Annotated in this window: 10 protein-coding genes and 2 pseudogenes; 11 read left to right on the top strand and 1 reads right to left on the bottom strand. The window is 63.6% G+C overall.

Annotated elements, in window-relative coordinates; translation table 11 throughout:
* Window positions 1-80: 80 nt before the first annotated feature.
* A pseudogene (locus EL22_RS00125) lies at window positions 81-622 on the top strand (IS5/IS1182 family transposase); the annotation flags it as partial.
* Here EL22_RS00125 and EL22_RS00120 read toward each other — a convergent pair.
* On the bottom strand, window positions 594-1,832 hold the full coding sequence (locus EL22_RS00120) for an NADP oxidoreductase (protein WP_231587840.1): 1,239 nt from the start codon (window positions 1,830-1,832) through the stop codon (window positions 594-596). The pseudogene EL22_RS00125 and the gene EL22_RS00120 overlap by 29 nt on opposite strands.
* Window positions 1,833-2,017: 185 nt before the next feature.
* On the opposite strand from EL22_RS00120, the gene EL22_RS00115 reads away from it, so the two are divergent.
* From EL22_RS00115 to EL22_RS00080, 10 genes and pseudogenes are all read left to right on the top strand, one after another.
* On the top strand, window positions 2,018-3,304 hold the full coding sequence (locus tag EL22_RS00115) for an OFA family MFS transporter (protein ID WP_050049589.1): 1,287 nt from the start codon (window positions 2,018-2,020) through the stop codon (window positions 3,302-3,304).
* Window positions 3,305-3,585: 281 nt separating this feature from the next.
* The gene (locus EL22_RS00110) at window positions 3,586-4,188 is read left to right on the top strand and encodes a CoxG family protein (RefSeq protein ID WP_050049588.1); all 603 of its coding nucleotides are present in this window, start codon (window positions 3,586-3,588) and stop codon (window positions 4,186-4,188) included.
* A 100-nt stretch (window positions 4,189-4,288) separates the two neighbouring features.
* The gene (locus tag EL22_RS00105) at window positions 4,289-4,783 is read left to right on the top strand and encodes a (2Fe-2S)-binding protein (RefSeq protein ID WP_050049587.1); all 495 of its coding nucleotides are present in this window, start codon (window positions 4,289-4,291) and stop codon (window positions 4,781-4,783) included.
* 1 nt (window position 4,784) lies between these two features.
* On the top strand, window positions 4,785-7,163 hold the full coding sequence (locus EL22_RS00100) for a xanthine dehydrogenase family protein molybdopterin-binding subunit (protein ID WP_050049586.1): 2,379 nt from the start codon (window positions 4,785-4,787) through the stop codon (window positions 7,161-7,163).
* Window positions 7,160-7,282 (top strand): FAD binding domain-containing protein, encoded by a 123-nt coding sequence (locus tag EL22_RS18295; protein ID WP_231587839.1) that lies wholly within the window; start codon window positions 7,160-7,162, stop codon window positions 7,280-7,282. The genes EL22_RS00100 and EL22_RS18295 overlap by 4 nt, the downstream gene beginning before the upstream one ends.
* Complete coding sequence (locus EL22_RS00095) at window positions 7,279-8,046, top strand: xanthine dehydrogenase family protein subunit M (protein WP_197075800.1); 768 nt, start codon at window positions 7,279-7,281, stop codon at window positions 8,044-8,046. The genes EL22_RS18295 and EL22_RS00095 overlap by 4 nt, the downstream gene beginning before the upstream one ends.
* Before the next feature lie 136 nt (window positions 8,047-8,182).
* A complete protein-coding gene (locus EL22_RS00090; RefSeq protein WP_050049592.1) occupies window positions 8,183-9,130 on the top strand; it encodes a MoxR family ATPase in 948 nt (315 codons plus the stop codon).
* 2 nt (window positions 9,131-9,132) lie between these two features.
* Complete coding sequence (locus EL22_RS00085; RefSeq protein ID WP_082146614.1) at window positions 9,133-10,566, top strand: VWA domain-containing protein; 1,434 nt, start codon at window positions 9,133-9,135, stop codon at window positions 10,564-10,566.
* 420 nt (window positions 10,567-10,986) lie between these two features.
* Window positions 10,987-11,157, top strand: a pseudogene (locus EL22_RS15720) (IS6 family transposase); the annotation flags it as partial.
* 159 nt (window positions 11,158-11,316) lie between these two features.
* Window positions 11,317-12,270 carry a calcium/sodium antiporter gene (locus EL22_RS00080; protein WP_050049585.1) on the top strand — a complete coding sequence of 318 codons (954 nt, stop codon included), beginning with the start codon at window positions 11,317-11,319 and terminating at the stop codon, window positions 12,268-12,270.
* The last annotated feature ends 486 nt before the right edge of the window (window positions 12,271-12,756 follow it).

Genomic DNA, 12,756 nt, shown 5'->3' with positions numbered 1-12,756 from the left:
GAGGAGAATCCTGGGAATTGAAATTTTCGGCTCTGTTGAAATCCTCAAGGAGTTACAGGTACGTCCGGTAGTCTGACCAGATGGGAGCCCTTCCGAAGTCGCGGTTGCTCCGGTTCGTTGAGCAATCGATGTACTTGGCACGCCGAGTTGTCACTCGCTACTCATCGAAGTTCTCCAAACGCCGGTACACACTCCACCAGCACATCGTTCTCCTCTGTCTTAAAGTGCGGAAAAGCACGACGTACAGGACGCTACTCGACGAACTCATCGAGATGTCCCGCATTCGGAAAGCCATCGATCTGGACGAACTCCAGTCACCCTCAACGTTGTGTAAATCGTTTAACCGGTTCGATATGGCAGTCTGGCGCGTCCTGCTCAACCTTTCGATCACGCTTCTCCCGACTAGCGGTGTCGTCGGGATCGACGCGTCCGGGTTCGACCGCAGTCACGCCTCGAAACACTACACGAAGCGAACGAAGCTGACGATTCAGCAGTTGAAAGAGACACTGCTCGTGGACACGAGAGGAATGCTATCCTCGATCTGCACGTAACGACGACCAGAAAACATGACTCGCAGATCGCACCGTCGCTCATCAAGCGGAATGTCGGGAATGTGGCGATTCCCCGTACTGGGTTCGCTGGCCGACGAACTCAACGACACAGCGGTCGTCGGTGAGTAAGTGGACGACTCCCTCCGTGCCGAGGTCGGCGGCCGACAGCGCGTCCGGTCCGACGCCCACGTCCAGATCGCTCGTGATGCCGCCGAACGTCCCGCCCACGGCGGCCGCCTTGAACGATCCCGAAACGTCGACGGCGTCGACGACGGTCTCGAGCGTCTCCGTCTCCGGAACTTCGACCGCCGCGGTGGGCGTGTCGTCGCTCGTCACGGTCACGACGCGCGTTTGTGGAACTGATCCCGTCCTGAGTGCCACCGCGAGGTGGGCGACCGTTCGCGGGGTGTGAACGAGCGTCGGCTGACCGAAGAGTCCGACCTCGTCGAGGTCCGGCGGTCGAATGCGGGCCTCGAGTCGGTGATTGCCTTCGATCGACTCGATCGCCATCGACGGCTCGGCCGCCCGATACGCCGCGGGTCCGGTGAGTACGTCGATGTCGACCGACAGATCCGGATAGTTTTCGATTGCTTCGCGAGCCACCTCAACGGCGCGGTCGTCATCGGCGGACGCGTAGACGACGATCCGTTCGGCGTCGACGGTGCGAGCGAGCGCAACGGCTCCCTCGAGCACGTCGAAGGGGGCGCTCGAGAGCAAGAGGGTATCCGCGGGGTTCCCGTGGGCGTTGACGACCACGGCTTTGTCGCCGTCGCCAGCCCGGACGGACCGCCACGTCTCGCCTACCGGGTCGTCGTGACAGAGGTCGCCCCAGCCTCGCCCGCGGAGGTTCGTTCCCGTCTCCAGTACCGTCTCCGGAATCGGGTCGACGAATCCGCCCGCCGCCTCGTGGTCGGCCGGGTCGGTCGGGCGACGCCAGCCGCAGGCACCGAGCACGTCTCGATCGCCGGTACGAAGCCCCGGTAGTTGGGCGTCTGGCAGACTCGAGGGATTCTGCTCGTGCTCGACTACGGCGTCCGGTTCCGCCGCCGCGATGTCGCCGGTTTCGTCGACGCTCGAGACGACCGCCTCGAGCCGTTCGGCCGAACACCGTTCGTAGAACGCGGTGGTTCCCGCACGCGTAGCCACAAGGAGAGGTTCCACAGCCGCTATCCCTGTCGATCCGACGTTTACGACCGGGAAGTCAGCTGTAGGAACCGAACGCAAAAGATCCTGATTCGGGTCAGAACCGGCGATCCGAATTACTGGCCCGCTTTCTGACATGATAGTAGTCATTTGATGCCGTCTTTTTGAGTAACGGCGGCGCACTATCATAAATTAAGGGGTTAGAACGAAGCCACCGTAACTGAAATTAGTCTGTTAATAATCTATATAAATGAAGTTTTGGGAATCGGCACTAGTGTACGTGACGATGTCATTTATGACACTCGCTTTTGCCATGATAATTGATGTCATCAATCGAGGCAAACAAGAACCGATGGCTGATCGCGGCGTCCGCGATCGCGATCCACCTGTCGATCGGGAGCATATACGCGTACAGCATCTATCAAAACCCTCTAAACGAGACGCAGGGATGGGAAACTTCGAGCGTGACGCTCGCGTTCTCCATCGCGATCTTCGTGCTCGGGCTGACCGCCGCCTTTCTCGGTAAATACGTCGAAAAGTACGGTCCGAGGGCGGCCGGATTGGCAGCGGCCGTCCTGTACGGTCTCGGAATGATCGGCTCTGGGCTGAGCATACAGCTCGGGAACCTCCCCCTGTTTCTGTTCACCTTCGGCGTCGTCGGCGGGATGGGACTGGGAATCGGATACATCTCTCCCATCGGGACGCTCGTCGAATGGTTCCCGGATCGGCGCGGAATGGCGACCGGACTCGCGGTCATGGGCTTCGGGGCGGGTGCGCTGGTGACCGGCCCGCTCGGGAATTTTCTGATACAGAACGCCGGTATCGCGACGACGTTTTTCGTCCTGGGCGGGCTGTACTTCGTCCTGATGTCTCTCGGCGCGAGCTACCTCGCTAAACCGCCGGACGGGTGGCTTCCCGAGGGGATGGAAGACGAGGAGAACGCACACGAGAAGGCAAAGAGCGCGCTGTCGGGTCTCGACAGTCTCACGGCAGCACAGGCGCGAACGACGCCTCGCTTTTGGATGGTATGGCTCATCGTCTTCATCAACGTTTCCGCGGGGATCATGCTGCTGGCATACGCGTCGCCGATGCTCCAACAGATCGGCGGCGCGACTGCCACGACCGCCGCGTTCATCACCGGGTACATCGGGATCTTCAACGGTGGCGGTCGAATCGTCTGGTCGACGCTTTCCGACTATATCGGCCGGACGAACACGTACGCCGCGTTCATGCTCATCCAGATAGCGGCTTTCTTCGTCATGCCACAGCTTACCGGCGTCTGGGTGCTGGCGGTGACCATCTTCGTTGTCATCACGTGTTACGGCGGCGGGTTCGCCTGCCTCCCGGCGTACCTCAGCGACCTCTTCGGGACGGCGGAAGTGAGCGCGATTCACGGCTACGCCCTCACTGCATGGGGCTTCGCGGGCGTCGCAGGCCCACAGATCGCTTCGCTCGTCCTCGAGTCGACCGGCACCTACACGAACGCGCTCTACGTCATGAACGGGGCGCTCGTCGTCGGATTGCTCACGGTGCTCGCCCTTCGATGGCGGATCGGGCAACTCAAAGAGCGCAGCGACGCCCCAGTCGGTGCCACCGCGTCGACCGATTGATTGCGACCACACCCGGGAAGGGGTCGCACTTGAGGTGTATCCGACGACAGTCCCACTCGGGGCTCGGATACGCTAAGGATCGGCTCCGAACTCCACACAGTAACCGTCCTCGAAAATACTCTACGCAGTAACCGTTCTCCTAAATTAACGTTGGTACTGGTATCCGTTCCTCGCGCCGCCACTAGGGTTTATTATGTAAGCGGCCCCATCTTTGTCCACAGTAGGATGGTAACATTTACCACGTTAATAAGAACCACTAATCGGATCGAGGTGCACTGATCGTGGAGTTCGACGGAACGTTCACCATCGAGGACGTGTCGACGGAGGAGGTGTGGCTGGCGCTCTCGGACCCGGTACTGATCAAGCAGTGCCTCCCGGGGTGTCAGTTCATGACTCGAGTCGAAGACCCGGACGCCGTCGATTTCGAGGCGCTTCGGGAGAGCGAACCCGACGACGATCCGGCGACGCTGCCCGAGGCTGACCTCGAGGACATCTCGGATCGAGCCTTCGAGGAGGGTGCCCACTACGCGGCGTTGCTCCAGCTCAGCGTCGGGAGCGTCAAGCCGAGCTTCCGGACGGTCGTCACGATCGACGAACGCGATTTCCCGGTGATGAACGCCTCGGGTGAGGGGAGCGCCAGCGACTCCTCGTTCGAGATGGCCTCGGGAATGACCCTCGTCGAAACCGACGAGGGCGTCGACATCGAGTGGCACGCCGAAGCCGACGTGTTCGGCACGATCGCACAGATGGGACAGCGCGTCATCAGTCCGGTCGCGAACAGGGTCGTCAACCGGTTCTTCAGCAACGTCGAGGACCGGTTGACCGAAGTCGCCGACGACAACGACGGTGGCGGGCTTCGCGACCGCATTCAGGACCTACTGTAGCCACTATGAACACGCCAGACTCGCACAGCCCGGCCGCCCGGCCGAAACACCGACTCCGTCGCTTCTCGCCGACTCGTCGCCACACCGGTCACACCCAGGTATGGCAGCACACGACATCACACTCACGGTAAACGGGACAGAACACGAACTGACAGTACAGTCGCGGGAGTTGCTGGTCCACGCGCTCAGAGACCAACTCGAGTACACGGGTCCGAACGTCGGCTGCGAGAGCACCACGTGCGGGGCCTGTACCGTCCACATCGACGGCAAAGCCGCCAAATCCTGTACGGTACTTGCGGTTCAGGCCGACGAACAGGAGATCACGACCGTCGAGGGCCTCGCCGAGGACGGCGAGTTCCACCCCATTCAGGAGGGGTTTCAGGAGGAACACGGCCTGCAGTGTGGCTACTGCACGCCAGGCATGATGATGACCGCCACCCAGTTGCTCGCGGAGAACCCCGATCCGGACGAAGACGAGATCCGCGAGGCGCTCGAGGGCAACCTCTGTCGGTGCACCGGCTACCAGAACATCGTCAACGCGGTCGAAAACGCCGCAGAGCAGATGGACGCCGCGGCCGCACGGGGGGACGATTGAGATGAGCGTCGAATCAGTCGATCCCGACGAGGTCGACGCCGCCGACATCCTCGGCTCGGCCATCGAGCGCCGCGAGGATCCCGCCCTGCTGACCGGCGACGCGGAGTACACCGACGACATTCAGCTGCCGCAGATGGCCCACATGGCGATCAAGCGGAGCCAGCACGCCCACGCGGCTATCGACGACATCGACACCGCCGCCGCCGAGGAGATGGATGAGGTCGTCGCGGTCTTCACCGCCGAGGATATCGATGTCCCCGGGAACCTCCCGGTCGGGTGGCTGCTCGACACCCTAGAGCAGGTCGACCACCCGATCCTCGCGCAAGATCGGGTCCGCTATCAGGGCGACGCAATCGCCGTCGTCGTCGCCGAGGAGCGTTACGCCGCCCACGACGCCGTCGACGCCATCAACGTCGACTACGAGCGCCTCGAGGCGGTTACCAGTCCTCGGGCGGCCCTGAACGGCGCGGCCGACCTCCACGACGACGCGCCTGGAAACACCGCCTTCGAGTGGGAGATCGGCGACGAAACGAAGACGGATCAGGCCTTCGCCGACGCGAGTCACACCGCGAGCGTCGACCTCGAGAATCAGCTGTTGATCCCGAACGCGATGGAGCCACGCGGTGCCGTCGCGGACTACAACCCGTCGACGGAGGAACTCGAGGTCGCGATGACCACCCAGAATCCACACTTACACCGCCTGCTCATGTCGGGGGTCATCGACCACCCCGAACACAAGTTGCAGATCCGCGCGCCGGATGTCGGCGGCGGGTTCGGGAGCAAGATCCATCACTACGCGGACGAGGCGCTGGCGGCGTGGGCGGCGAAGCAACTCGAGCGCCCGGTCAAGTGGATCGCGACGCGCTCTGAGACCTACCTGACCGACGCACAGGGGCGGGGCCACGAAACCCACGGTGAGATCGCGATGGACGATGAGGGAGACATCGTCGGGCTGAAAATCGAGACGGACGCGAACCTCGGCGCGTACCTGTCGACGTTCGCGCCGGCGGTTCCGACCTACCTCTACGGCACCCTTCTGTCGGGCCAGTACGACATCCCGGCGATCCACTGCGAGGTCACCGGTGCGTTCACGAACGTCCCGCCGGTCGACGCCTACCGCGGCGCGGGACGGCCCGAGGCGTCCTACGTGGTCGAACGGCTGATCGACCTCGCCGCCCGCGAGGTGGAGATGGACCCAGCCGAGTTCCGACGGCAGAACTTCGTCCCCGACGACGCGTTCCCCTACGAGACGCAGGTCGCAGTCGTCTACGACAGCGGCGACTACGAGAAAACTCTCGATCGAGCCCTCGAGATGCTCGAGTACGAGGACTTCCGCGAACGCCAGGCCGAGGCCCGCGAGAACGGCAGGTATCTCGGCCTCGGCTTCTCGGCGTACATCGAGGCCTGCGGACTCGCACCGTCGGAACTGGCCGGCCAACTCGGCGCGCAGGCGGGTCTGTGGGAGTCGTCGCTGGTGCGCTTTCACCCGTCCGGAACCGTCACAGCGTTCTGTGGCACGTCGGGCCACGGCCAGGGTCACGACACCACCTACGCGCAGATCGTCGCCAACGAACTCGGCATCGACTACGACGACGTGGACGTCGTCGAGGGCGACACCGACGAGATCCCCCACGGCATGGGGACCTACGGCTCCCGATCGGCCGCCGTCGGCGGGAGTTCGCTCGTCACGAGCGCGCGGAAGGTCGTCGAGAAGGCCAAATCCATCGCGGCCCACCAGCTCGAGGCCGACGAGGACGATATCGAGTTCGAAGCCGGTGAGTTCCGCGTCGCCGGCGCGCCCGACCGATCCATGCACATTCAGGAGATCGCCCAGCAGGCCTACCTCGCCCACGACATGCCCGGAGAGATGGAACCGGGACTCGAGGCGACCAGCTTCTACGACCCCGACAACTTCGTGTTCCCGTTCGGGATGCACGCTGCCGTCGTCGAGGTCGACCCGGACACGGGGGAACTCGAGTTCGAGCGCTACGTCGCTGTCGACGACGTGGGCAACCAGATCAACCCCAAGATCGTCGAGGGACAGATCCACGGCGGCGTCGCCCAGGGCATCGGGCAGGCCCGCTACGAGGGTGCGGAGTACGACGACAACGGGCAGCTGCTGACCGGTTCGATGCAGGACTACGCCGTGCCGAAGGCCGAACATATCCCGGAGATGGAGACCGATTCAACGGTGACGCCGTCGCCGCACAACCCGCTCGGCGTCAAAGGCGTCGGCGAGGCCGGCACGATCGCCGCGCCACAGGCCGTGGTCAACGCCGTCGTCGACGCGCTCGAGCCGTTCGGCGTCGATCACATCGACATGCCGTTGAAAGACGAGAAGATCTGGCGGGCCGTCCACGAAAACGGAGGTGAGGAGTGATGTTCCCGGACGAGTTCGACTACCATCGCGCGGAGAGCGTCGGCGACGCGCTGGACCTGCTGGCGGAGTACCCCAACTCGGAGGTCCTCGCGGGCGTCACAGCCTGCTCCCGACGATGAAAAACGGGCTCGCGAAGCCCGATGTCGTCGTCGACATCGGCCACATCGAGTCGATGCGGGGAATCGAGAAAAACGGCGACGCGACGAGCATCGGCGCGTTGACGACCTACGCCGAGATCGACGATGACGAGGAGCTCTGGGCGGACGCGACGGTGCTGGCCGAGGCCGCGAGCGAGATCGGTGACACGCAGGTCCGCAACCGCGGGACGATCGGCGGCAACCTCGCCCACTCGGACCCGGCGTCGGATCTGCCGGGCGCGGCCATCGCGAGCGACCTGACGTTGGTCGTCGAGGGGCCCGACGGGGAGCGCCGAATCGACGCCGACGAGTTCTTCGTCGCGATGTACATGACCGACCTCGCGGAGGATGAACTCCTCACGCGAATCGAGGTGCCCCGCGGCGACGGCGCGACGAGCGGCGCGTACGTGAAAAAACCCAGTCCGTCGTCGGGGTACGCGCTCGTCGGCGTCGCCGCCCAGCTACAGGTCGACGACGGGACGGTGACGGCCGCCCGCATCGGTGCCAACGGGGTGATGGACCACGCGGTCCGCCTCGAGCCCGTCGAGGACGCAATCGAGGGCGAACGCCTGAGCGACGACGCCATCTCGGCGGCGGCCGAACGCGCCGCCGACGATCTCGAGGAAGCGATGATGATGGACGATCTTCAGGCGTCGGCGGAGTTCCGCTCGCACCTCCTCGAAACGTACACGAAGCGGGCGCTCGAGCGAGCCGCAGAGCGCGCCGACGCGACCGTCACAGCGTGATCCGCGCCGTGCGGTTCGGAGGGATGACCTGTTCGAAACCGTCGGCGGGGTCGCCAGACTCGCAGGCCACAGTGGATCGCCGGCTTCGCCACCGACCTCGACGTCGACGTGGCCGGTCGCTCGAGAGGTGGGCAACGTGACCGACGATACTGGTTTCGGAGCGGAGCGCGATAGCGACAGCTTCGACGACGTGACCGAGGCGGAGCTTCGAGCGGCCTTCGAATCGACGGAGTACGTCGCCGAGGACGACGTCGTGACCACGGTCCTGCTGGCGCTTCGGCTCGGTCGACCGCTGCTCGTCGAGGGCGAGCCGGGCACGGGCAAGACCGAACTCGCGAAGGTGCTCGCGGATGGGTTCCACACCGATCTCATACGACTACAGTGTTACGAGGGACTGGCCGCGGAGAACGCGCTCTACGAGTGGAACTACACGAAGCAGTTGCTCGCGGTGCAGGCCGACGAGGGCGGCGTCGACGGGAGTTCGTCGGTGTTCACCGAGGAGTATCTGTTAGAACGCCCGCTGTTGCAGGCGCTCGCGAGCGAGGGCGAGCGCCCGCCGGTCTTGCTCATCGACGAGGTCGACAGGGCCGACGAGGAGTTCGAAGCGCTGCTGCTCGAGGTGCTGTCGGACTTTCAAGTGTCGATCCCCGAACTGGGGACCGTGCGGGCGACGACGCCGCCGGTCGTCATCATCACGTCGAATCGCACGCGAGGGTTGAGCGACGCGCTGAAACGGCGCTGTCTGTACCTGCACCTCGAGCCGCCGGGCTTCGAGAAGGAACGGGCGATCGTCGAGCGGAAAGTCCCTGAACTGGACGGCGCCGTCGCGGCGGAACTGTGTGCGATCACCCAGCGACTTCGGGAGGAACCGTTCCGTAAACAGCCGGGCGTTGCGGAGACGCTCGACTGGGCGCGGGCGGTCGCGCAACTGCGGGCCGAAGACGGTGACGAACCGCTCTCGACCACCGACATAGAACGAACGATCGGCTGCCTGCTGAAGGAAGTCGCGGACGTGCGGCGGGTCGACGAAGGGTTGTTAGAGGCGCTCGCCGAGGCCGCCCGAACGGCTCGAGCAGAGGAATGACGATGGACGAGAACGGCGGCGTGGCTGAGAGCGACGACGTGGCTGAGAGCGACGACGTGGACGGGAACCGTGACGTGACTGAGAACGGCGACACGGACGGGACCGGCGACCGCGACGTTCCGGACGGTACCGTCGATTACGACGACGTGCCGGACATCGCCAGCGTTCGAGACGAAGTGGTCGACGCGGTCGTGACGTTCGTCCGCACGCTCAGGCGATCGGGGGTGGCGGTCTCCGCGAACGCCGCCGTCGTCGGCGCACGGGCGCTGGTCACCGTCGGCTTCGACGACGAAGCACGTGCCCGCGCGGCCCTCCGGGCGGCGATCGTTACCCGCCAGAACGATGTCGAGACCTTCGATCGCATGTTCACGGAGTTCTGGCGGCGGCTCGACGCGTCGCTCCGGATCGACGAGGGCGGGGCGGGCGACGAGAGCGGAATAGACGACGATCTCGACGGCGCGCTCGCGCCGCTCGCCGAAGCGAGCGGGACGCCGGCGGAGATCGAACTCGAGGACGAAACGGAATCGTCGGACGAGCGCGCGAGCGGGAGAGACACTGCACTCGTCTCGAGTGCGCTCGCCGCCGGTCCGGCCGACGAGGGGGACGGCGAGGCGTCGGCGGCGACCTATAGTCCCGCCGGGCGGTCGGAGACGGTGACAGTCGAGGCGGCCGGACTCGCTGCGGACCCGGCGCTCGAGGAGGCCGTCGACCGACTGGTAGGAGCGCTGGCGACCCTGCGCGGTCGTCGGTGGGAACGAGGCCAGCGGGGCCGGCGTCCGGACGCGCGACGCGCCCTCCGCCGGAGCGTCGCAACCGGCGGGGCGATCGCCTCGATACCCGGGCGAACGCGCCGGGAGCGGGGAGTGCGCGTGCTCGCCCTCGTCGACGTCTCCCGGTCGGTGTTGGACGCGGTCGACCGGGCGTTTCTCCTACGATTCCTCCGGACGCTCGCGTCGCGGACCCGACAGAACCGGATGTTCTTCTTCGACAGCGAGATCCGCGACGTGACTGTCGCGTTCGACGCGCCGACGGTCGCCGACGCCCTCGCCGAACTCGAGCGCTCCGAAACAAACTGGGGTGGCGGGACCCGCATCGGCCACGCCGTGGGGACGATACGGACCGATCACCGCGACGCCGTCGATCGGCGGACGGTCGTGTTCGTCGTGAGCGACGGCCTCGAGACGGGCGACGTGAGCGGCCTCGAGCGCGACACGGCGTGGCTCTCGCGCCGGGCTCGAGCCATCCTGTGGCTGAACCCGCTGGCTGCCAGCCCGGCCTACGAGCCGGCCGCAGCGGGTATGGCGGCCGCCCTCCCGTTCGTCGACGGCCTCTTCGCGTTCACCGACGCGGACGACGTCGCGGAACTGGCACAGCAACTCGAGCAGTACGACATCGGAAGCCACATCGGGTACAGATACGATCCGCGGCGGCCGTGAGTGGCCTGCAGCGAGGACGACCGACTCGTGCAAGCGTCTCGAACCGGTACTGTCACGCTGTGGGCAAACCTTTGGCAGCGCGACGAAACAATCCAGACCAGGTAAGTAGAAGTCCACGGTTCGAGTATCGGAACGATCGAAACCTCGGGAACTGGCGACTCAAAGAAACGGGATCCCGAGAATGCGGCTAATACGGACGCCGCGCTGACGAAAACGAATTGCCTGCGGTACCGGCGACGATTCTGACGAGTTTTAGAGGTATACAATCGATTCCGGCGCGTACCGCTATGGTCCGCTATATCACTGTATTTCGCAAGTGAATACTCAGTATACCCAGCGGTTGCCGAAGGTGTCATAGAACAGTTCGCATACCCTCTCCGTGACTACTCGACGAACGGTACGTAGAGGCGGTGTTCAGATAACATCGATTTCAGAGATGAACGCCACGGAAATCCCACCAGTGTCGAACGTCTCTTTCGAGAGGTAAAACGAAGAACCGCTTCGTTCTCAAACTGTTTTAGCAACGCTGAACGAGAAACCGCCACCAACTGGATCGAAGCATTCGCGTTCGCATGGAATCAGCTAACCTGAACACTACCACCCAAAGGGGGCGATATTTTATCTAATTAGATGCTGAAAACTCTACTACGATACTTCCTATACTTCACTGGTCACTGCACAAACAATATGAGAATTTACTGGCCACTGTACGAATATGATGAGAACTACCACTGCTGAGTACGAGATCGGATGATAGGCGGCGGTCTCGTTGCACTCGTCCCGTTGGCTCTGAGCGTCGTGGTCCTGTGGATCGGTGCGGAGGTGTTCGTGTCTCGGGCGGCCAGAGTGGCGCGGCGCTTCGGGCTCTCGGAGTTAGTCGTCGGCCTCACGGTGGTCGCGATGGGGACCTCGGCGCCGGAGGTTGCAGTCAGTGTCGACGCCGCGCTCGTCGGAAACGGTGATATCGCGGTAGCGAACGTCGTCGGCTCTAATCTCTTTAACATCGGAATCATTCTCGGCGGGATCGCGGTCATCGTCGGCGTTCGAAGCTCTGCTCGGATGGTCCGCCGAGACGGAACGGCGATGGTACTTTCGACGCTGCTGCTGTTGGCGGTTCTGTGGGACCTCCGGGTTAGCCGTCTCGAGGGTGTCGTCCTGCTCGTTGCGTTCGTCGGCTATCTCACGATCCTATTCGTCCAACCGGACGAACGGGTGGAAGACCCGATACACGAACGGGTGGAAGATCCAATGGACGAACGCGAGGCAACGTGGCGGACGGCTCTCTTTCTCGTCGGCGGGCTCGGCACCATCGTCGTCGGTGCACACTTTCTCGTGGAGTCGGCAGTGGTCGTCGCCGCGTCGGCGGGCCTCTCCGAGTGGATCATCGGGGAAACCATCGTCGCAGTCGGTACTTCCACCCCGGAGATCGTCGCTTCCGTTGCTGCCGCTCGGAAAGGACTGGGCGATATCGCCGCCGGCAACCTCATCGGGAGTAACGTATTCAATGCGCTGTTCGTCCTGGGCGTCACGTCGACGCTCACGCCTATCGAAATCGCAGCGACTGCCATCGGAACCACGATATGGCTGCTTGGCCTCTCCGTGCTCACCGCGTTGCTCCTCGGAACGAACAGGAAGTTAGGGCACTTCGAGGGGGCGGCGCTCACGGCGATCAACTTGAGCCGGTGGATACTCGACGTGGTGTAGTCACGACCAGTCCACCGACCGACGCTTCTCGACCGAACGCGTTTCCCAACGGATTCGAACCAGCCACCCCGCTAACAGCGGACGCGGTGGTGTTCGAACGCCAGCAGTGACCGGCCTCGAGTCCGTTTCTGAACACTAAACTCACTCACAAAAACACTGGAATCACACAGAGAAAACACTGGACCGACTCTCACAAACACCGGAACTACTCACAGAGTATGACAATACCGTGATAGACTGCAGGCTGCTCTCAGTCTCGGTCTCCGTTGAACAGTGATCGTTCGCGCGACCTCCGTTCACCCCGCGATGTCTCCCTGGCGATGGCTCTAATAATTAAAAATAACAACTCATAAATCCGGTGTAACTGGTGTGAGTCCTCAAGTGAGCGGAGACCGTTGTAACCGGAGCGTGTGTCGGGGAACTGTGACGCGTTCGGTCCTCGAAAGATCGAAAAGACGTCCGCTATCGGCGTTTTCTACTCGAGAC

This window comes from Halostagnicola sp. A56, assembly GCF_000691505.1.
Taxonomy (GTDB): Archaea; Halobacteriota; Halobacteria; order Halobacteriales; family Natrialbaceae; genus Halostagnicola.
The sequence above is the reverse complement of the archived record's forward strand: the minus strand, read 5'-3'. Positions and strand labels throughout refer to the sequence as shown.